Source organism: Croceicoccus ponticola, from assembly GCF_004004515.1.
GTDB classification, from domain to species: Bacteria; Pseudomonadota; Alphaproteobacteria; order Sphingomonadales; family Sphingomonadaceae; genus Croceicoccus; species Croceicoccus ponticola.
The window spans coordinates 1-20,853 of sequence record NZ_RXOL01000005.1 but is presented as its reverse complement, the minus strand read 5'-3'; the positions used below and the strand labels follow the sequence as shown (position 1 = coordinate 20,853).

Genomic DNA, 20,853 nt, shown 5'->3' with positions numbered 1-20,853 from the left:
GATCGGGCTCAGCGAATTTCCGTGCCGGCGGGGATGGGATATCCGCGCAGCATCGCCGCCGTCTCCATCGCCGGCTTCCCGGCGCGCTGAACCAGCGTGGGCCGGATCGCGCCAAACCCGCACGCGATCGTCAGTTCGTCGTCCAGCGTTGTCGCGGTTGCGCCGCTGCGGCCGATCACGTCGGCAGCCAGCACTCGGATGCGTTCGCCCTCAAGCTCGAAGAAAGCGCCGGGGCGCGGGGCAAAGGCGCGGACCTGCCGTTCGATGAATTCCGCGCCCTTCGCAAAATCGATGCGTGCTTCGGCCTTGTCGATCTTGTGCGCATAGGTGACGCCCTCGATGGGTTGTGCCTCGGCGCGGACATGGGGCAGGCGGGACAGGACCTCGACCATCGCTTCGGCGCCCATCGTTGCGATTTCGTCGGTCAGCTCGCCCGCGTTCTTTTCATCGATCCGGGTGGTGCGCTTCAAAAGCATGGGCCCGGTGTCCAGGCCCTTTTCCATCTGCATGATCGTCACGCCCGTCGTCGCGTCGCCCGCAAGGATCGCGCGCTGCACCGGCGCGGCTCCCCGCCAGCGCGGCAGGATCGAGCCGTGGACGTTGAGGCAGCCGTGCTTCGGCGCCTCCAGCACCGGGACCGGCAGCAGCAGGCCATAAGCCGCGACCACCGCGACATCGGCGTTCAGCGCGGCAAAGGAGTCCCTCTCCTCCTGCGGCTTGAACGAGGACGGCGTGCGCACTTCGATGCCCATTTCCTCTGCCGCAAGATGCACGGCCGAAGGCTGCAATTTCTTGCCCCGACCGGCCGGGCGCGGCGGCTGGGAATAGGCGGCGGCGATTTCGTGCCCGGCGGCGGCAATGGCCCGCAGCGTCGGTACCGCAAAGTCCGGAGTGCCCATGAAAATGACGCGCATGTTGAGTATCCCATCGCCGGACTTCCCGCCCTGCGCCGAAGTCCCTATCTATCGTCACATGGCTTCACAAGACCCGCGCGGGAACGAGATAGAGGTGCTGGCCGCGGCATTGTCGCGACTGCCGGGGCTTGGCCCCCGTTCCGCACGCCGTGCGGTGTTGTGGCTGGTGAAACGGCGCGAATCCGCACTGGTCGAGCTTCTGTCCTCGTTGCAGGCGGTTCAGGAAAACCTTGTCGAGTGCCACACCTGCGGCAATGTCGACACGTCCGACCCCTGCCACATCTGCGCCGACCCGCGCCGCGACGGCCGATCGCTCTGCGTGGTGGAGGATGTCGCGGACCTGTGGGCGCTGGACCGGGCAAAGCTGTTTAGCGGGCGCTATCACGTGCTGGGCGGCAGGCTGTCGGCGCTGGAAGGAATCGGGCCGGAGGATCTGAATATCGGCACGTTGCTGGCCCGCATCGACGAGGGCGTGGACGAAGTCGTGCTGGCCATGAACGCCACGCTGGAGGGGCAGACGACCGCGCACTACATTGCCGAACGTCTGGAGGAACGGCCCTTGCGCGTGACGCAATTGGCGCATGGCCTGCCGGTCGGCGGCGAGCTCGATTACATGGACGAAGGCACACTGGCACAGGCCTTGCGGGCGCGCCGACCAGTGGGTTGAACGGTATCCAAGCCTTCTTGCCGGAATCGCACCGCGTCCCTAAATAGGCGGCATGGCTATCCGCGAAATCATCGAAGTCCCCGATCCGCTGCTCAAGCAGATCTCGAAACCAGTCGAAACGTTCGACGACGAGCTCAAGACGCTCGTCGATGACATGTTCGAAACCATGTACGACGCCCCCGGCATCGGGCTGGCCGCGATCCAGATCGGCGTTCCGCTGCGCGTGCTGGTGATCGACCTTCAGCCCGACGACCCAGATGCAGAGCCGGAACCGTGCAACCACGACGGCCACCATCACACGCATCAGCCGACCTTGCGCGAGCCGCGGGTTTTCGTGAATCCCGAAATCCTCGATCCGTCGGAAGAGACTAAGGCCTATCAGGAAGGATGCCTTTCAGTCCCCGACATCTATGCCGAGGTCGACCGTCCCGCGACCTGCCGCGTCCGCTGGCAGGATCTTGATGGCGAATTCCACGAAGAAGCGATGGACGACCTGATGGCGGTCTGCATCCAGCACGAGATGGACCATTTGAACGGCATAGTCTTCATCGATCACCTGTCGCGCCTGAAGCGCAACATGGCGCTCAAGAAGCTGGAAAAGCTGCGCCGCGCGGCATAGTTTTTTAGGCCCCTCAGACGCCGGGCGCGGCCAATCAAGGCCGCTTGGCTCGCCGCATGAGCGGCGGCGGCCGTTCGGCCTTGCGGGTGTCGCTTCGCGCCCCGTTCTTGGTATGCGCTCTTCAGTTATGCTGACGCCGGCTTCTGCTTTTGTTGCGGTAGCCGGCGTTTTCAGTGCGCAATCAGGCGGCGACCGCTTCGTCGTGCAGCGTCTCCATCGCGGCCTTGCAGTCGCGGGCGCATTCGCGGCACATCTGGGCACAGCGCTTGCAATGCGCGTTGTCGTGCTTTTCGCATTCGTCGGCGCAGGCTTCGCAGGCCTTGACGCACACGGCCAGCATCGCGCGGATGACGGCGCGGTTTTCGTCGGTCCGACGGCTTGCCACGCGATATGTCGCGGTGCAAATGTCCGATGCGTCGCTGCACAGCCGGATGCACCGGCTCATGTCCATCTCCTCCGCACTGCACGCATCGGCGCATGAATTGCAGATCGCGGCACAATAGAGCGTGTGCTTGACCGCAAGGCCGAGGCTTTGGTTGTAATCGTCGCCGACCGCGGGGTGTTCGGAAATCATCTTCTCGATGGACATCAAATTCTCCTTCTACCCCACTGACGGATGAAGCGGGGGAGAAGTTCCGACAAGTTCGCCCACCCGCTTGCCTCGTGCGATGTTCGATGTATGTTCCTGGCATGGATTCTCTTGCGCTGCTTTTCGTCATCGTCGCCATTTGCACCGGGCTTGGCATCGGCTGGTACCTCGGCAGTCGTCCCGTGGCCGACTGGCGCGCGCGTCACGCCGAACGTGATGCGGAGGCGCGGGCGCTGGACGACAAGTTCAGGACCGCCATTGCCGAACTTGCAACGATGAGCGAGCGGGCGGACCATGCAGGTGCGCTGGACACCCAATTGCGAGAGGCGCGGCTACAGGTAGAGGCGCTGCGCGTTTCGGTCGCGGAACTGAACAAGGACCGCGCCAATCTGGCCGAGCGCGAAATGTTGCTGAAGGAGGCTCGTGCAGAACTGGGCAAGCAGTTCGAGGCGATGGGCGTAAAGGCGCTAGAGGGCGCGCAGGCGCGGTTCCTCGAACGCGCGAACGAGCGGTTTACCGAAAGCGAGAAGACCAACGCCGAAAAGATCAAGGCCCTGCTCGATCCCGTGGGCGACCGGCTGAAACGATACGAAGACCAGGTCGAAAAGCTGGAGAAGGAGCGCAAGACCGACTTCGGCCAGCTGGCGGGCGTGATCGAGCAGATGCGCGTGGGACAGGAAGAGGTCCGGCGAGAAGCGCAGCGGTTGGGCAATTCGCTGACCAACGCGCCCAAGGCGCGGGGCCGGTGGGGGGAACGGGCGTTGCAGAACGTGCTGGAACAGTGCGGGCTTGCCGAACACACCGATTTCCATCTCGAACATTCGATGGATACCGACGAAGGGCGGCTGCGTCCCGACGCGATAGTCAACGTGCCGGGCCAGAAAAAGCTGGTCATCGACGCGAAGGTTTCGCTTAATGCCTATCAGGCCGCGTTCGAGGCGGACGAGGGGCCTGAGCGGACGCGCCATCTCGACCTTCACGCCAAGTCAATGCGCAACCACGTGCAGACGCTGGGGTCGAAGGGCTATCAGAGCCAGTTCGACGATGCGCCCGACTATGTCGTGATGTTCGTGCCGGGCGAACATTTCGTGGCCGCCGCGCTCGAACACGATCCGGAACTTTGGGATTTCGCGTTTCGTAACAAGGTATTGTTGGCCACACCGACCAACCTCGTCGCCATCGCAAGGACGGTGGCGCAGGTCTGGCGGCAAGACAAGATCGCGAACGAAGCGGTCGAAATCGGGAAGGCCGGGGCGGAGCTTTACGACCGGCTGGCAGTGGCGGCCGAACACCTGAAACGCGTAGGTGGCGGGCTGGAAACCGCGGTCAACAACTACAACAAGTTTGTCGGTAGTTTCGAACGCAACGTCCTGTCGTCGGGCAAGCGGCTGGCGGATAAGGGCATCGAGATCGGCAAGCGCGAGATCGAGGCGGTGCCGCTGGTCGAATCCGCGCCTCGATACAGCGCGGAGGATGCCGCGGCGGTGGACGAAACGGCGCCACGCCTGTCGCTATCCGCAGAAAGCAAGGCCGGCTGATCCGGCCCACGTCGCCGATCAGCCGATCTTGGCGAGCACTTCGTAAGCCAGCACCGCACCCGCGACCGCGGCGTTGAGGCTGTCGGCGCGCCCGCGCATGGGCATGTGGACGCGCAGGTCGCATTCCATCTCGTACTCCTCGGGCAAACCGCGCGATTCGTTGCCGACCATCACGAAACACGGCGCGGCGTATGCGGCGGTTCGATAATCGTGCGATTCGCGCAGCGATGCGGCGACCAATTGGCCCGGCCCGGCGCGCAGCCAGCCCCGGAATTCGTCCCAGCGTGCCTGCGCCAGCGGCACGGTGAAAATCGCACCCATGCTTGCGCGCACGGCTTCGACGCTGAACGGATCGGCACAATCGTCGATCAGCACCAGCCCGCCCGCACCCACGGCATCGGCGGTGCGCAGCATCGTGCCGAGATTGCCGGGATCGCGCATCGCCTGAGCTACGAGGATCAACGGCGATGCCGCACGATCGATCTTGCCCAGCGAAGTATCGAATTCGGCGAACACACCGCACACGGCCTGCGGGTTTTCCTTGCCGGTGATTTTTTCGAGTGCGGCTTCCGAAACCTCGATCACGTCGCCGCCTGCGCGTTCGACGTCGACGATCAACGCATCGAGCAAAGGGTGGTGCTCGCGTCGTTCTGCCATAACCAATGTTTCGGGCAGCCGCCCGGTTTCGCGCGCGTCGGTCAGCAGGCGCAGGCCTTCGGCCATAAAACGCTGTTCTCGCTTACGGTGCTTTTTGTCGCGCAGCGATCGCAGGTATTTTACGGTGGGGTTGGAGAGGCCGGTGATCTGGCGCATCCGCCCGGCTCCTATTCTTCGCCGAAGCGATCCTCGACCAATGTGCAGAGTTGATGGAGCGCGTCGGCGGCATCGGGGCCAAAGGTAATGATCTCGATCTCGTCGCCCTTCGCCGCGCCCAGCATCATCAGGCCCAGGATGGAACCGCCTGCGGCCTCGAACGCTTCGCGCACGACGCGCACGCTGGTACCTTCGGGCAGCCTCGCAACCATTCCCACGAACTTGGCGCTGGCGCGGGCATGCAAGCCACGCTGGTTCGCGATCGTGACCCGGCGGCGCTGCCCTTCGCTGGTCGTCGTCATGCGTCCTGCCCAAGGAATTCAGATGCGATGGTGATATAGTTGCGCCCCGCGTCGCGCGCGGCAGTCACTGCCTGTGTCACCGAAAGTTCGTTGCGCGCACCGGCCAGCCGGATCAGCATGGGCAGGTTGATGCCCGCGATCACTTCGACCTTGCCCGCATCCAGCAACGAAATTGCGAGATTCGATGGCGTACCGCCGAACAGGTCGGTCAGGATGATGACCCCCTTGCCCGAGTCGGCCGACGCGATCGCGTCGCGAATGTCGTTGCGGCGCTGTTCCATGTCGTCATGGGGACCAATGCAGATCGGCACGACGTTTTCCTGCGGACCGACCACATGTTCCATCGCGCGGAGGAATTCTTCCGCGAGATTGCCGTGGGTTACGAGTATAAGCCCGATCATGTCGTTCCTGTTTCAGTCCGCTTTCACGCTATCGCGCATTCGATGAACCGGGGGTGGCCATGGCGGCCGCCGGGGAATTGGCCCCGATCACGAACGGGTCGAGCCTTCGACCAGATCGTTGGTGCCCGAGTCAAGGTTACGATGCAGCAGCGTCGGTGATCGCCCTTTTTCGCGCAAGGCCCGTGCTAGGCTTTCCGCTGCAAACACCGACCGATGCTTGCCGCCCGTACAGCCGAACGCAATGTTGACGTAGGCTTTTCCCTGCGCCTCGTACCGGGGCAGCAGCATCAGCACGAGGCCGCGAATGCGCGCGAACGCTTCGTCCCATGCCGGATCGGCGCGGATGTGTTCGGCAACCGGTTCGTCGCGGCCCGTCAGGGGGCGCAATTCGTCGATCCAGTGCGGATTGTCGAGAAACCGCATATCGAAGACGAGATCGGCGGTGGGCACCATGCCGCGTGAAAAGCCGAAGCTGGACACGGTCACCGTCATGTCTTGCGGTGCGCTGGGCGCAAAGAGTTCGCGGATCGTGCGTTGGAGGTCGTTGGTCGAAAACTGCGTCGTCGAAATCACCACGTCGGCGATGCGGCGTAGCGGTTCCATGATCTCGCGCTCTGCCGAAATGCCCTCTGCGACCGGGCGGTCGCCGGCCAGCGGGTGGCGGCGGCGGGTTTCGTTATAACGCCGCTCCAGCTCCTCCGCCCCGCAATCGAGGTAGAGCAGGGTGAAAGACACGTCCTCATCCTCGGCAATCGCCGCGATCTCCGCGACGATGGCATGGGGGTCGAAACCGCGGGTTCGCGAATCGAAGCCAATGGCCAGGGGCGCATCGCCGCCGCCAGCCTCACCTTCGTGTCCCGGACCGGGCGCGGTGTGAAGCAGGCGGCCGATCAGGCGAACCGGAAAATTGTCGACCGGCTCCCAGCCCAAATCTTCCAACGCGCGAAGGGCGGTCGTCTTTCCCGCGCCGAGCATGCCGGTGACGAGCAGCACCTTTGTCGATCGCTGGGTGGTGGATCGCTGGGGCGGTGATCCATGGGTCGATTCGCTCGTCATGCCGCCAGTCTATGCCGGTTTTGCCTCAGAGCGTTAGCCCATGCATTGCCAGTGCCATCTCGGCACGGATCGCGCCGACCGGACTGTCGGGCCAGAAAAACAGCCGGGGCAGGGCGATGCCGTGTCGCTCTACCGTGTCCGCCACTTCGACATGGCGCGGCGCCCGGGCATCGAGATCGAGCACGATGGCGGCCATCGCCTCTCCGCACGGGATTGTCGCGATGCCGACGTTGCGCACTTCGATCAGCCCGCGCGTGTTGGGGTGAGGCATGGCCCACAACCGCGCGCCACGCCGTTCCAGCAGCACGCCATCGTCGCCCACCAGTATCGCCCCGCGGTCGATGAGCGCGAGCGCGAGGCTTGTCTTGCCGCAGCCCGGCTCCCCTTCGATCAGGATCGCGCGACCGCCGATCGCAACGCAGGTCGCCTGGTGGGGAATGGCGTCCGATGGCCGATCGGTCATGCGCCCGGCTCCAGCGAGGGGAGGGTCACGACCATGACCGCGCCCGGCTTGCCATCCGTCCTGTCGCGCACTGTCAACGTCCCGTCGTGCGCTGCGATGATGGAACGGGCGATGGCGAGACCCAGCCCGCTGTGCGAGCCGAAGGCCGCTTCGGGCCGGACGGAATGGAAGCGTTCGAACACGGCTTCGCGTTCTTGTTCGGGAATGCCGGGGCCGTCGTCAGTCACCGTCATTTCGACGTATTCGCCAAGATCGTGAAAGGCCACCACGATCCGGCCGCCATGGGGCGAAAACCCGGCAGCATTGTCGACGAGGTTTTCGAGCACGCGTTCCAGCCTTGCCGCATCGCCCAGCACCATCGTCGCACTGCTCGGCGCGCTGTCGACCGCGAATGTCAGGTCCAGTTCCTCACCAATGCGCGCCGCCATCGTGCGCCCGCCGATCACGCCCTGCGCCAAAGCGAACAGGTCGACCGGGGTAAAGGTCGCGCGCGACAGTTCGGCATCAACGCGGGTTATTTCTGCAATTTCGGTGATCAGGCGGTCGAGCCGGCGCACGTCGGCCTTTGCAATATCGAGAAGCTGTTCGCGAAGATCCGGATCGTCGACCGATTCCATCGTATCGAGCGCGGTGCGCAGCGATGCCAGCGGGTTTTTCAATTCGTGGCTGACGTCGGCGGCGAACGCTTCGCCCGCGTCGATCCGTTCGCGCAAGGCGGCGGTCATGTCCGAAAGCGCGCGGGCCAGAGTTCCGATCTCGTCGCCGCGTTCGGGCAGGCGGGGTACGACGACCTCGCGGTCTCGACCCAGCCGGACGCGCGTGGCGGCGCGTGACAGCAGTTTCAGCGGCTGGACGATGGTGCGGGCGAGGAACAGCGATAGCTGGATCGAAAACAGGATGCCCAGCGCAAGCAGGATCAGCAACGTCTGCCGTGCCGAACGCACGGATTGGGTGATATCGCCGGCGTTGCGCATCGTCAGCAGGGTTTCGCCTTGCGCGCCATAGGGTGCGGCCGCCGTGATGACCGGCGTCCGGTCGGGGGCGTAACGCAGCATCACCGTGCCCTGTCCCGCCTGTTCGGCAACGAAGACTTCGGGCCATTGCGCTTTGCGCGCCGGGCTATCGTCGTTGGCCGGGACATAGGGCGGAACGGGCGGCGCGCCGACGAGGAAATCGACGCTGCGGTCCATCCACCGGGCAAAATCCTGCACCCAAGTTTCGGTTTCGGGGTCGATGAAGTGGAACGCCGGTTCGCCGACGACGAAGCTGTCGGTCTGCAACATGCCGCGCGCATCGAAGGTGCGCAGCCGCAACTGCTGCTCGCTGCCGATGCGGGCGAGCAAGGCGGCATGTTCGCTGGATGGCGCTTCGGCCAGTGCGTTGGCGATGATCTCCACTTCCGACCGGGCTAGCTTGAACCGTTCGGCGATCAGCTGCTTGCGATAGGTGTCGAGAAAGAACAGCCCGCCAAGCACGAGCCCGACGATCAGCACGTTGACCGCGAGAATCCGGGTTGTGAGCGAGAAACGCCGGGTCCAGAATAAGCGGTCCGGCGCATCGGGCAGGGGTTGGGCGGCAATCGCCTCCGGCTCGGCAAGCAACGCGTGGGAGGCGTCAGTCTCCCGCAAAGCTGTAGCCCGCTCCGTAGAGCGTCGAGATGCCGGAAAACTCGCGATCGACCTCGCGGAACTTGCGCCGCAGGCGTTTGATGTGGCTGTCGATCGTGCGATCGTCGACGAAGACGTCGTCTTGATAAGCCGCATCCATCAACTGATTGCGCGTCTTTACGACGCCGGGGCGCTGGGCCAGCGCTTCCAGTATCAGGAATTCGGTCACGGTCAGCGAAACCGGGATGCCGTCCCACGTCACGCGATGGCGTTCCGGCTCCATCGCCAGCCGCCCGCGGGTGATGATCTCTGCAGGCGGCTCCTTGCTGCTGCCCGAAAGGCGCGCCCGGACCAGTTCCTCGCGCCGCAGCAGCGCGCGGATGCGGGCGATCAGCAGGCGTTGGGAGAACGGTTTGGCGATATAGTCGTCGGCACCCATGGCAAGGCCGATGGCTTCGTCCTGCTCGTCGGTCTTGCTGGTCAGGAAGATCACCGGCAGCGAGCTTTTCTCACGCAACCGGCGCAGCAGTTCCAAGCCGTCCATACGTGGCATCTTGATGTCGCACACGGCAAGGTCCGGCGGATTTTCGATCAGCGCCTCTAGCGCGGCCGACCCGTCCGAATAGACGCGCGTGTCGAAGCCTTCGGCCTGCAGCGCGATGGAAAGGCCGGTGAGTATGTTCCGGTCGTCGTCGACCAGCGCGACTACCTGCGCCATCCATGATCCTTGAGCTTGCTGTCGTCGGGAGATGCATCCATGGCAGCCGCTTAGCGCTACGGCAATGGATTCGCCAATCCTGCGCATGGACCGGCAATCACGCAGTTGCGGTAAAATCATGGAAAAAAGCGTTATTTTTCCTTGAACAACCTACCTCTTACAGTCGGTTTGACCTGTCCCCCGCGCTCGACTATGCGCAGTGCCGGTTCCGGCTACATGCCGGAGGGGGAGGCCGAGACAGGGAGAAATCCGGCCTTGCCCGCTCGAATGATCGAGGACTGGATGGCCCGCCATTGCAGGCCCAGCCATTGCAGGCATTGCCCAGCCTTTGCTGTACGCAAGGCGCTGACAGGAGACAGACGTGTCGCTCAATACGCCGCTCGACGCCCAGGGGATCAAGACCGGGGCCAAAATTCATGCCAATCTCGGCACCGCCGCTCTGGTCGAGCATGCACTTGCCAACAAGGAAGGCCGTCTTAGCAAGCACGGCCCTCTCGTGGTCGACACCGGCCGGTTCACCGGTCGCAGCGTGAAGGACAAATTCGTCGTTCGCGATGATTTGACCGAGGCCACGATCAACTGGGGCAAGATCAACCAGCCGATGAGCGCGGAGCATTTCGCGAACCTGAAGGCGGACTTCATGGCCGCGCTGACGGAGCAGGACGAGCTCTATGTCGCCGACCTGTTCGGCGGTTCGCAGCCCGAATATCGCGTGAACGTGCGCGTCATTACGCAGATGGCTTGGCACTCGCTGTTCGTGCGCACGCTGCTGGTGCGGCCGACGGATGAGGAACTGGCCGCGTTCGTGCCGGAATTCACCATCATCAACTTGCCCAGCTTCAAGGCTGATTCGGAACGCCATGGCAGCCGCTCGGACACGATGATCGCGGTCAGCTTCACAGAAAAGCTGATCCTCATCGCCAACACCGAATATTCGGGCGAAATGAAGAAGGGCGTGTTCGGCCTGCTCAACTATCTCCTGCCGGAACAGGGCGTCATGCCGATGCACTGTTCGGCCAATGTCGGCGCCGACGGCAAGACCGCGATCTTCTTCGGCCTGTCGGGCACAGGCAAGACGACGCTGTCGGCCGACGCCAGCCGAACGCTGATCGGCGACGACGAGCATGGCTGGTCGGATTCTGCGGTCTTCAACTTCGAGGGCGGCTGCTACGCCAAGATGATCGACCTGTCGGAAGAGGGCGAGCCAGAGATTTATGCGACGACTCGCATGTTCGGCACGATCCTTGAAAACGTCGCGATGGACGACGCAACGCGCGAGATTGATTTCACCGACACCAGCAAGACCGAAAACACCCGCGGCGCCTATCCCATCGAGTTCATTCCGAACACCTCGGAACAAAATCTCGGCCCGGTCCCGTCGAATGTTATCATGCTGACCGCCGATGCTTTCGGCGTCCTGCCCCCGATCGCGCGCCTCACCGCCGATCAAGCGATGTACTACTTCTTGTCGGGCTACACCGCCAAGGTTGCGGGCACCGAAATCGGCGTGACCGAACCCGAAGCGACGTTCAGCACCTGTTTCGGCGCGCCCTTCATGCCGCGCCATCCCAGTGTCTATGGCAACCTCTTGAAAGAGCGGATCGCCAAGGGTGGAGTGCAGTGCTGGCTGGTGAACACGGGCTGGACCGGCGGCAAGTATGGCACTGGCTCGCGCATGCCGATCAAGGTGACGCGCGCCCTGCTCAACGCCGCGCTCGACGGTTCGCTCAGCCACGCCGCATTCCGCAAGGATCCGAACTTCGGTTTTGAGGTCCCCGTCGCGGTGGACGGCGTCGACAGCCAGATTCTCGACCCGCGTTCAACGTGGGCCGACAAGGACGAATACGACCGGACCGCACAAAAGCTGGTCCAGCTGTTCGTCGACAACTTTGCCGATTTCGAGGCTTACGTGGACGAAAGCGTACTTCGGGCAGCACCCAGCGCCGCCTGATCGCGACTGCGACAGGATAAAGCGAAACGCCCCGGGCCGCTGGCTCGGGGCGTTTTTCGTTGGAATCGGGCCGCTCGACACAGCGCGAATAAATAACGGCGAAAATGGATAAGGGCGCAGGCGGCCTTTCAGCTACCCGCGCCCTCATGCCCCCCGGTTGCTTCGAATGCCGGTCCCCCAACCTGCATCGAAACTGCCGAGCGTTCGTCCGGTCTGCGACCCGACCCTGGCTACGAAACCGAGCCTGTGCAGCAGTTCGCAAAAGAGAACCCTGAACGGCCGGACGATTTCCTTGCCCAGCTATGCGCAACCTGTGTGACGCCACAAGCGGCGGGCGCTTTTCGAACAAGGATTGTCATCTTGTAGCGATGATTGTCACAACCAATCGGCCAGACTGCCCGCCGCCAAGCCATTGCGGACCAGCCGTCGTATGCCTAGAGAGCGCTCGCAACACGAACTCCAGATATTTGATGACGGGATCCATGGCCGACACCGATTCGCTCCGCGCAGAGGCGCTGGCACGCATTGCCGAGGCGCAGACCCTCGATGCTCTCGAAGAGCATCGTCTGGCCTATCTTGGCAAGAAGGGCAGCATCTCGCTGCTCATGAAGACGCTGGGCGGCATGAGCCCGGAAGAGCGTTCCGAAGCCGGCGCAAAGCTGAACGCGTTGCGCACCGAAGTCGCCGACGCCATCGCCGCGCGCAAGGACACGATGGAGGCGGCCGCGCTGGAAAGCAGACTGGCGTCCGAAACGCTGGACCTTTCGCTGCCCGCTCCGGAAATGCCGATGGGATCGGTGCACCCTGTCAGCCAGGTGATGGACGAACTGGCCGAGATTTTCGCCGACATGGGGTTCGCTGTGGCAACCGGGCCGGAGATCGAGGACGATTGGCACAATTTCACCGCGCTCAACATGCCCGAAAGCCATCCGGCGCGCGCGATGCACGATACGTTCTATTTCCCCGATGCGGACGAGCAGGGGCGTCAGATGTTGCTGCGCACGCATACTTCGCCGGTGCAGATTCGCACGATGCTGAACGAAGGTGCCCCGTTGCGGATCATCGCGCCGGGCCGCGTCTATCGCAGCGACAGCGACGCGACGCACACGCCGATGTTCCACCAGATCGAAGGCCTAGTCATCGATAAGGGCATTCATCTCGGCCACCTGAAATGGACATTGGAAACATTCCTGAAGGCGTTTTTCGAACGAGACGACATCGTCCTGCGCCTGCGCCCCAGCTACTTCCCCTTCACCGAACCTTCGGTTGAGGTCGATGTCGGCTATTCGATGGAAAGAGGCCCCGGCGGGACATCGCGGCGCGTGGTCGGCGGATCGGGCGACGATGACGGCCATGCCTGGATGGAAGTTCTGGGCAGCGGCATGGTCAATCGCCGAGTCATCGAATTCGGAGGGCTCGACCCCGACGAATGGCAGGGCTTTGCTTTTGGCACCGGGGTCGACCGGCTGGCCATGCTGAAATACGGGATGGACGACTTGCGCGCATTCTTCGACGGCGATCTGCGCTGGATGAAGCATTACGGCTTCGTCGGGCTCGACGTGCCCACCCTTTCGGGCGGCGTGGGAGTACCGGCATGAAGTTCTCGCTCTCCTGGCTGAAGGACCACCTCGACACCGATGCCACGATCACCCAGATCGCGGCGAAGCTGAACGCCATCGGGCTTGAGGTCGAAGGTATCGAAAATCCGGCCGAGGCACTGGCGGGTTTCCGCGTGGCGCGCGTGCTGACAGCGGACAGGCATCCCGACGCGGACAAGCTGCAGGTACTGTCGGTCGATCTGGGTGACGGACAACCGTTGCAGGTCGTGTGCGGTGCGCCCAATGCGCGGGCCGGAATGGTCGGGGTTCTGGGCACGCCCGGCGCGGTCGTTCCGTCCAACGGCATGGAAATGCGCAAGGCGGCGATCCGCGGCGTCGAATCCAACGGCATGATGTGTTCGAGCCGCGAACTGGATCTTGGCGACGATCATGATGGCATCATCGAACTGCCCGCCGACGCGCCGATCGGCAGCGAATTCGCGGCTTTCGCGCATCTGGACGATCCGGTCATCGACGTTTCGATTACGCCGAACCGCCCCGATTGCATGGGCGTATACGGCATCGCCCGCGATCTCGCGGCGGCGGGGCTGGGCACTTTGAAACCCGTGGCGGACCGTGTCCATCCCGGCGCATTCGCATGCCCCGTCGAAATCCGCAGCGACGATCGCGAGGGATGCCCCGCGTTCTTTGGCCGCGTGATTAAGGGCGTGACCAATGCGCAAAGCCCGGCTTGGATGCAGGCGCGGCTGAAATCGGCGGGACAGCGTTCGATCTCGGCACTGGTCGACATCACCAACTATGTGATGCTGACATATGGCCGACCCAGCCATGCCTATGACCTTGCCAGGCTGAACGGCGCGGTCGTCGCGCGGCGGGCATTGCCGGGTGAGGGCATCACCGCGCTCAATGAAAAGCACTATCTGCTCGACGACAGCATGACCGTGATCGCCGACGACAATGGCGTCCACGACATCGCAGGGATCATGGGCGGTGAACATTCGGGCTGCGGCGAGGACACCCGCGACGTCCTGCTCGAAGTCGCGTACTTCGATCCCGAACGGATCGCGCATACGGGCCGGACGCTGACGCTGACCAGCGATGCGCGCAGCCGGTTCGAACGTGGGGTAGACACCGACTTCCTCGCGCCGGGGCTTGAGATACTGACCGGCCTGATCCTCGACATCTGTGGCGGAGAGGCGAGCGAGGCAGTCCATGTCGGCGCAGCTCCCGCAGGCGGCAAGGTAGTGCGCTACGAACCGAAGTTGGCCGAAACGCTGGGCGGTATCGCCGTGCCCGACGAAGAGCAGCGCCGGATACTGACCGCGCTCGGTTTCGAGATCGCGACTGTCAGCGATGGCGGGGCGGACCACTGGGCCGTGACGGTGCCGAGTTGGCGGCCCGACGTCGATGGCGCGCCCGACATTGTCGAAGAAGTGATCCGCATCCACGGGCTGGACGATGTCCCGTCGGTCGCGCTGCCGCGCGCTGAGGGCGTTGCCAAGCCTACCGCCACGCCGATGCAGGCCCGCGAACGCCGCGTGCGCCGTGCGGCTGCGGCGCGTGGGCTGAACGAGGCGATCACCTGGTCGTTCCTGCCGATGGCCGAGGCCGAAGCCTTTGCCGACGAACCGCTCTGGGTGCTTGCCAACCCGATCAGCGAGGACATGAAGGCGATGCGCCCGTCGCTGGTCCCCGGACTGTTGATGGCGGCGCGGCGCAACATGGCGCGCGGCGCATCGTCGGTCCGCCTGTTCGAGATCGGCCGCCGTTACCTTCGCGGAAATGGCGGGGCGAGCGATGAGAGGCTGACCATCGCGGTCGTGCTGGCGGGTGACCGGACGCAGCGTTCGTGGCAGAGCGGCAAGGCGCAGAAGTTCGACGCCTTCGACGCGAAGGCCGAGGCCATCGCCCTGCTCGAAACCGCAGGAGCGCCCGTCGCCAACCTGATGGTGATGGGCGAAGCTGGGGCGCAGTATCATCCCGGTCAGTCCGCAACGCTGCGGCTTGGTCCCAAGAATGTGCTCGCACGGTTCGGCACGCTGCATCCGCGGGTTGCCCGGCTTTTCGATCTCGACGGTCCGGTCGTGGGCGCCGAAATCGATCTTGAGACGATCCCTGCGCGCAAGGGCGCGGCGACATTTACTCGCGCCAGCTACACCCCGCCCGCGCTGCAGGCGGTGTCGCGCGACTTCGCGTTCCTCGTTCCGGCCGATCTTCCGGCGGGCGAGCTTGTCCGCGTGGTCAAGGGCGCGGACAAGAAGCGGATCGTCGATTCGCGCCTGTTCGACGAGTTCCGTGGGGCGGGAGTGCCTGAGGGTCAGAAATCGCTGGCGATCGAAGTCACGCTGCAGCCTGTCGAGGCCAGCTTTACCGATGCCGATCTCAAATCGGTGAGCGAGGCGATCACTGTCGCCGCCGCCAAGCAGGGCGCGATCCTGCGGGGATGAGCGAGACTTACGCCATTGCATCGGACGGGCTGACCGCGAGGATATCCTCGCTCGGCGCGGAACTGGTGTCGCTGACCGACGCGCGCGGGAACGAGTGGCTGACCGATGGCGATCCCGCCATTTGGGCCGGGCGGTCGCCCATCCTGTTCCCCGTCGTCGGCGAACTGGCGGGCGGGAAGCTACGGGTGGACGGGGCGGAATACGAGCTTGGCCGCCACGGCTTTGCCCGCAGGCGCGAATTCGTCTGCCAAGAGCATGAGGCGAGCGACCGGGTCCGGTTCCGAATGTCGGACGACGAGCAGACGCGCGCAGCCTATCCGTTCCGTTTCGATCTCGACCTGCTGTACGAAGTTACTGGCACGACGCTGACGATGACTGCGACCGTTCGGAACCGGGGCGATGGCACGATGCCGTTCAGCATCGGTTTCCACCCAGGCTTCGCCTGGCCACTGCCCGATGGCGGCGACAAGTTGAAGCACCGCGTGGTGTTTGCAGGGTTCGAGCCGGGCCCCGTCCGCAGGCTCGACGCGGATGGGCTGTTGCGCGCCTATGAAGATACTCCGGTGTCAGGACGAGTCCTTAACCTTCGGCCAAGCCTGTTCGATGCGGACGCGATGATTTGGGACCAATTGTCCAGCCGCGCGCTCGCCTACGAAGGCGAAATGCCGGAAGGCAAGGGCGCAACCCCGGCGGCGCTGGACATGCACTTTCCCGACTGCCCGATGATGGGGATTTGGCAGAAACAGGGCGCCGATTTCGTCTGCATCGAACCGTGGGCCGGTGTGGCCGATGCCGCAGGGTTCGACGGCGACTTTCGCGTCAAGCCGGGCATCATGGAACTTCCCGCGGGCGAGGAACGATCGTTCGCAGTGACCATCACAATCAGACCCGCCACAGCAGGAGCGTGAAGCCATGCCGACAGCACTTGTTACAGGAGCAACCTCGGGCATTGGCGAAGGATGCGCCCGCGCTTTCGTGAAAGCGGGATGGCGCGTCATCGGAACCGGCCGCCGCGCCGACAGGCTCGATGCCCTGCGCGACGAGCTTGGCGCCGACAATTTTCATGGCTGTAATTTCGACGTTCGCGACGAAGCGGCGCGCGATGCTTCGCTGGCCGCTCTGCCGGGCGAATTCGCGCAGATCGATTGTCTCGTCAATAATGCCGGACTGGCGCTGGGCATGGCGCGGGCGTGGGAATCCGATCTGAACGACTGGAAGACGATGATCGATACGAACGTGACCGCGCTCGTTTCGATGACGCACAAGCTGCTGCCAATGCTGGTGGAGCGCAAGGGCGCGATCGTCAACATTTCGTCCGTCGCGGCAAGCTATCCCTACAAGGGCGGCAACGTTTATGGCGGGACCAAGGCGTTCGTCCGCCAGTTCAGCCTGTGCCTGCGGTCAGACCTTGCCGGAACGGGCGTGCGCGTCACCTCGATCGAGCCGGGCATGGTCGAAACCGAATTTTCCATCGTGCGCAACGCGGGCGACAAGGAAGTTGCCGACAAATTCTACGAAGGAGCGAACCCGATGACCGGCGACGACATCGCCGAAACCGTCCTGTGGGTTGCAAACCTGCCCCCGCATCTCAACATAAACACTCTTGAACTGATGCCCGTAAGCCAAAGCTTCGCAGGCTTTCACATCGCCAGAGATTGAACGAAACACCCCCCTAAATGTCCGAACGCCGCACTTTCGCGATCATTTCGCATCCTGACGCCGGTAAGACCACGCTTACCGAAAAGCTCCTGCTGACCGGCGGCGCAATCCATCTCGCCGGCGAGGTGAAGGCGCGCGGGCAGGCGCGGCGCGCGCGGTCCGACTGGATGAAGATCGAACAGCAACGCGGGATTTCGGTCACGTCCAGCGTGATGACGTTCGAGCGGCAGGGCATCACCTTCAACCTGCTCGACACCCCGGGGCACGAAGATTTTTCCGAAGATACCTATCGCACGCTCACCGCGGTCGATTCCGCGATCATGGTGATCGACGCGGCCAAGGGCATCGAGCCTCAGACGCGCAAGTTGTTCGAAGTTTGCCGCCTGCGTTCGGTGCCGATCATTACCTTTATCAACAAGGTGGATCGCGAAGGGCGCGAGCCATTCGACCTGCTCGACGAAGTGGCTGACATGCTGGCGCTCGACGTGTGCCCGATGTCATGGCCGATCGGGACCGGCGGCCGGTTCGAGGGCGTGCTCGATTTTGCCACCGGATCGGTCGCCCGGCCCGAGGGCGGATCGAAAGAGTTTCTCGGCAAGATCGATGAGGATCCCACGATCCCCGAGGAATTTTCCGAACAGGCGGAACTGGGCCAGATTGGCTATCCCGAATTTGATGTCGAAGCCTATCGCGCGGGCGACCTCACGCCCGTCTACTTCGGATCGGCGCTCAAGAATTTCGGGGTCGAACAATTGATCGAAGCGATTGCCAACCACGCGCCGCCGCCGCGGCCGCAGCCATCGGACAGCGGCCCCATCGCACCTGAAAAGGACGAGGTTTCGGGTTTCATCTTCAAGGTGCAAGCCAACATGGACCCGCAGCACCGCGACCGTATCGCGTTCATGCGTCTGGTGTCCGGCACGTTCAAGCGGGGAATGAAGCTGACCCCGTCGGGCCTCGGTAAGCCGATTGCGATCCATTCGCCGATCCTGTTCTTTGCGCAGGACCGCGAGATCGCGGATACGGCAGAGCCGGGCGACATCATCGGCATTCCCAACCACGGCACGCTGCGGGTCGGCGATACGCTGTCGGAAAAGAACGACATCCGCTTCACCGGCCTGCCCAACTTCGCGCCAGAAATCCTGCGCCGCGTTCAGCTTCGCGATCCGACCAAGACAAAGCAGTTGCGCAAGGCGCTCGACGACCTTTCGGAAGAAGGCGTGATCCAGGTGTTTTATCCCGAACTCGGCAGCCAGTGGGTCGTCGGCGTTGTCGGTCAGCTTCAGCTTGAAGTGCTGATCAGCCGGCTTTCGGCGGAATACAAGGTGGAGGCGGGGCTTGAACCCGCGCCATTCGCGACCGCGCGCTGGATCAAGGGCGACGAACGAAAGATCGAGGAATTTTCCGGCTTCAACCGCGCCAACATGGCCAAAGACCGCGACGGCGATCCGGTTTTTCTCGCCAAGTCGCCGTGGGACGTCAGCTATCAGCAGGAAAAGAACCCCGAGCTCGCCTTTGGCGCGACGAAGGAACGGTGACAAGCCATGACGCGCGGCTTAGTGTCGCGCCATGGCCCAGTTCTTCGATGCGATTGATGACAAGCACGCCGCGATGATCGCGGCGCAACCGGTGTTCTTCGTGGCGACGGCAGCGGCGGACGGGCGCATCAATCTCAGCCCCAAGGGCTACGACGTGTTCCGCGTCCTTGGCCCCAATCGCGTGGGGTGGCTCGATCTGGCAGGATCAGGCAACGAAACCCACGCGCACCTGATGGCCGATGGGCGGGTCACCGTGATGTTCTGCAATTTCCAGCAACCGGCGCAAATCCTGCGGCTTTACGGCACGGCTGTTCCGGTTTTGCCCGCCGACGAGGAATGGAACGCGCTTCTCGCGCAATTCGTATTGTTGCCCGGAACGCGCCAGATCTTCGACATGGCGGTCGATTGCGTTCAGACCAGCTGCGGCTATGGCGTGCCGTTCATGACGCTGGAGGGGGAGCGGCATACGCTGACCAAGCTTCACGCCGCAGCGCAGCCCGACGAATGGGTGGCCAAGGCGGCCAGCCGAACGCAGAGCATCGACGGCCTGCCGGTTCGCCCCACCGATCGCTATCTCGCGGGCGATAGTGAGGCCTTGGCCGGAACGATCGGGGACTGAACCGCGTTCGTCAGCCATGAAAGATAACGGGTTGCGCCTGAAATTCGCCAGCTACAACATTCACAAGGCAGTCGGGCTCGACCGGCGGCGCGATCCCGATCGCGTGCTTGCCGTCCTGCATGAAATCGATGCGGACATCATCGCCCTGCAGGAATGCGACAGGCGGTTCGGGCGGCGCGAAAGCGTTTTGCCGCGCGCAAGGATCGAGGATTCGCCCTTTCGCCCCGTGGGCCTGTCGGTGCGACCCGGCAGCCTTGGCTGGCACGGCAACACTTTCCTGGTCAAAAAGGATATCGAAGTCCTGCACGTCGAACCCTTGCCCCTGCCGACGCTGGAACCGCGCGGCGCGGTGCGCATCGACATTGTAAAGGACGGGCGCAAGGTGCGCGCGATCGGGATGCATCTCGACCTGTCCGGCTTTCGCCGACGGCATCAGGGCGAGGCGGTGATCAGCCATCTCGCCAAATGCGACGGCGACTGCCCTACGGTCGTGATGGGCGACACGAACGAATGGTCGGCCACAGGTGGCGTGCTGCGGACGTTCAGGGGCGATTGGCAGTCGCTCGATTGCGGCCCCAGCTTCCCGACAAGACGCCCGCTTGCCCGTCTGGACCGGATTTTCGCCACTCACGACTGGTCGTGCGAGGAAAGCGGCGTTCATCATAGCCTGCTCGCGTCGCGGGCATCGGACCATTTGCCGGTCTGGGCAAAGCTGTCGCTCGATTCGTGAGCGCGCAAGTGCACAATTTTTAGGCAGCTTTGTTCGCATGCACGGAATCTGTGCGCAGAAATGCGTAGGGCGTTAACGCCATCGTCCGCCGAAAAGTGCCATTCGGCGCTATGACTTCGGTTTGGCACGGCCCTTGCAGAGCTTGGTTCACCGGCAATTGGTCGGGAGGCAACTAGGGGGCAAAGATGAAATTCATCATCGCCATCATCAAGCCGTTCAAGCTGGACGAAGTACGCGAGGCGTTGGGCTCGCTTGGCGTCGCCGGCATGACGGTCACCGAGGTCAAGGGTTTCGGTCGGCAAAAAGGCCAAACTGAAATTTACCGCGGTGCGGAATATTCCACCAACATGCTGCCCAAGGTGAAGATCGAAATAGCCGCTAGCGACGCACTTGCGCCGCAGATCGTCGAAACGATCCAGAAGATCGCCAGCACGGAAGCCATCGGCGACGGCAAGGTCTTCGTCCTCGACCTCGCTTCGGCTGTGCGCATCCGCACGGGCGAATCCGGCGACACCGCGCTTTGACGGGGGAAATGACCATGATCCGCAAGATTGCATGCGGCACAGCGATGCTTGGAGCGTCGATGTTTGCCGCCACGACCGCTTTTGCGCAGGAGGCTGCGGACGCGGCTGCTGCGGTAGCCAATCCTGGCAACAATGCCTG

At 63.5% G+C, this 20,853-nt stretch carries 21 protein-coding genes; 12 read left to right on the top strand and 9 right to left on the bottom strand.

Translation table 11 applies throughout. From position 1 onward, the window contains the following. Positions 1-8: 8 nt before the first annotated feature. Positions 9-914 (bottom strand): methionyl-tRNA formyltransferase, encoded by a 906-nt coding sequence (gene fmt / locus EKN06_RS11435; protein ID WP_127613059.1) that lies wholly within the window; start codon positions 912-914, stop codon positions 9-11. 58 nt (positions 915-972) lie between these two features. Here fmt and recR point away from each other — a divergent pair, with 58 nt between their 5' ends. Together recR and EKN06_RS11425 are read left to right on the top strand one after the other, a co-directional pair. Next, on the top strand, positions 973-1,581 hold the full coding sequence (recR, locus tag EKN06_RS11430) for a recombination mediator RecR (protein ID WP_127613058.1): 609 nt from the start codon (positions 973-975) through the stop codon (positions 1,579-1,581). A 52-nt stretch (positions 1,582-1,633) separates the two neighbouring features. Then, positions 1,634-2,200: a peptide deformylase gene (locus EKN06_RS11425; protein ID WP_127613057.1), complete on the top strand. Its 567-nt coding sequence runs from the start codon at positions 1,634-1,636 to the stop codon at positions 2,198-2,200. 181 nt (positions 2,201-2,381) lie between these two features. Here the strand turns inward: EKN06_RS11425 and EKN06_RS11420 are convergent, their stop codons facing one another. After that, positions 2,382-2,789 carry a four-helix bundle copper-binding protein gene (locus tag EKN06_RS11420; protein WP_127613056.1) on the bottom strand — a complete coding sequence of 136 codons (408 nt, stop codon included), beginning with the start codon at positions 2,787-2,789 and terminating at the stop codon, positions 2,382-2,384. 101 nt (positions 2,790-2,890) lie between these two features. Here EKN06_RS11420 and EKN06_RS11415 point away from each other — a divergent pair, with 101 nt between their 5' ends. Then, positions 2,891-4,327, top strand: coding sequence for a DNA recombination protein RmuC (locus tag EKN06_RS11415; protein WP_127613055.1), 1,437 nt, complete (start codon positions 2,891-2,893; stop codon positions 4,325-4,327). Positions 4,328-4,345: 18 nt separating this feature from the next. Here the strand turns inward: EKN06_RS11415 and EKN06_RS11410 are convergent, their stop codons facing one another. The 7 genes from EKN06_RS11410 to EKN06_RS11380 all read right to left on the bottom strand — a co-directional run bounded on the left by EKN06_RS11410 (position 4,346) and on the right by EKN06_RS11380 (position 9,687). Further along, positions 4,346-5,140 (bottom strand): TrmH family RNA methyltransferase, encoded by a 795-nt coding sequence (locus EKN06_RS11410; protein WP_127613054.1) that lies wholly within the window; start codon positions 5,138-5,140, stop codon positions 4,346-4,348. An 11-nt stretch (positions 5,141-5,151) separates the two neighbouring features. After that, positions 5,152-5,442: an HPr family phosphocarrier protein gene (locus EKN06_RS11405; RefSeq protein ID WP_127613053.1), complete on the bottom strand. Its 291-nt coding sequence runs from the start codon at positions 5,440-5,442 to the stop codon at positions 5,152-5,154. Then, positions 5,439-5,843, bottom strand: a complete 405-nt coding sequence (locus tag EKN06_RS11400) for a PTS sugar transporter subunit IIA (RefSeq protein WP_127613052.1) — start codon at positions 5,841-5,843, stop codon at positions 5,439-5,441. The genes EKN06_RS11405 and EKN06_RS11400 overlap by 4 nt, the downstream gene beginning before the upstream one ends. 87 nt (positions 5,844-5,930) lie before the next feature. Next, a complete protein-coding gene (rapZ, locus tag EKN06_RS11395; RefSeq protein ID WP_127613051.1) occupies positions 5,931-6,899 on the bottom strand; it encodes an RNase adapter RapZ in 969 nt (322 codons plus the stop codon). Between the two features lie 25 nt (positions 6,900-6,924). Then, a complete protein-coding gene (locus EKN06_RS11390) occupies positions 6,925-7,362 on the bottom strand; it encodes an HPr kinase/phosphorylase (RefSeq protein WP_127613050.1) in 438 nt (145 codons plus the stop codon). Continuing rightward, positions 7,359-8,963 (bottom strand): ATP-binding protein, encoded by a 1,605-nt coding sequence (locus EKN06_RS11385; RefSeq protein ID WP_240654855.1) that lies wholly within the window; start codon positions 8,961-8,963, stop codon positions 7,359-7,361. Before EKN06_RS11385 ends, EKN06_RS11390 begins: the two co-directional genes overlap by 4 nt. A gap of 13 nt (positions 8,964-8,976) precedes the next feature. Beyond that, positions 8,977-9,687 carry a response regulator transcription factor gene (locus EKN06_RS11380; RefSeq protein ID WP_127613049.1) on the bottom strand — a complete coding sequence of 237 codons (711 nt, stop codon included), beginning with the start codon at positions 9,685-9,687 and terminating at the stop codon, positions 8,977-8,979. 361 nt (positions 9,688-10,048) lie between these two features. Between EKN06_RS11380 and EKN06_RS11375 the strand changes: the two genes are divergently transcribed. The 9 genes from EKN06_RS11375 to EKN06_RS11335 all read left to right on the top strand — a co-directional run bounded on the left by EKN06_RS11375 (position 10,049) and on the right by EKN06_RS11335 (position 20,714). Next, the gene (locus EKN06_RS11375) at positions 10,049-11,638 is read left to right on the top strand and encodes a phosphoenolpyruvate carboxykinase (protein WP_127613048.1); all 1,590 of its coding nucleotides are present in this window, start codon (positions 10,049-10,051) and stop codon (positions 11,636-11,638) included. A 482-nt stretch (positions 11,639-12,120) separates the two neighbouring features. Beyond that, positions 12,121-13,236 (top strand): phenylalanine--tRNA ligase subunit alpha, encoded by a 1,116-nt coding sequence (gene pheS, locus EKN06_RS11370; protein WP_127613047.1) that lies wholly within the window; start codon positions 12,121-12,123, stop codon positions 13,234-13,236. Next, on the top strand, positions 13,233-15,644 hold the full coding sequence (gene pheT / locus EKN06_RS11365) for a phenylalanine--tRNA ligase subunit beta (protein WP_127613046.1): 2,412 nt from the start codon (positions 13,233-13,235) through the stop codon (positions 15,642-15,644). The genes pheS and pheT overlap by 4 nt, the downstream gene beginning before the upstream one ends. After that, on the top strand, positions 15,641-16,552 hold the full coding sequence (locus EKN06_RS11360; protein ID WP_127613045.1) for an aldose 1-epimerase family protein: 912 nt from the start codon (positions 15,641-15,643) through the stop codon (positions 16,550-16,552). Before pheT ends, EKN06_RS11360 begins: the two co-directional genes overlap by 4 nt. Positions 16,553-16,556: 4 nt before the next feature. Further along, the gene (locus tag EKN06_RS11355; protein ID WP_127613044.1) at positions 16,557-17,303 is read left to right on the top strand and encodes an SDR family oxidoreductase; all 747 of its coding nucleotides are present in this window, start codon (positions 16,557-16,559) and stop codon (positions 17,301-17,303) included. A gap of 17 nt (positions 17,304-17,320) precedes the next feature. Continuing rightward, a complete protein-coding gene (locus EKN06_RS11350; RefSeq protein ID WP_127613043.1) occupies positions 17,321-18,841 on the top strand; it encodes a peptide chain release factor 3 in 1,521 nt (506 codons plus the stop codon). A gap of 31 nt (positions 18,842-18,872) precedes the next feature. Next, positions 18,873-19,460: a pyridoxamine 5'-phosphate oxidase family protein gene (locus EKN06_RS11345; RefSeq protein ID WP_127613042.1), complete on the top strand. Its 588-nt coding sequence runs from the start codon at positions 18,873-18,875 to the stop codon at positions 19,458-19,460. A gap of 16 nt (positions 19,461-19,476) precedes the next feature. Next, positions 19,477-20,190 (top strand): endonuclease/exonuclease/phosphatase family protein, encoded by a 714-nt coding sequence (locus EKN06_RS11340; RefSeq protein ID WP_240654852.1) that lies wholly within the window; start codon positions 19,477-19,479, stop codon positions 20,188-20,190. A gap of 185 nt (positions 20,191-20,375) precedes the next feature. Beyond that, positions 20,376-20,714, top strand: a complete 339-nt coding sequence (locus EKN06_RS11335; RefSeq protein ID WP_127613041.1) for a P-II family nitrogen regulator — start codon at positions 20,376-20,378, stop codon at positions 20,712-20,714. Positions 20,715-20,853: the final 139 nt, after the last annotated feature.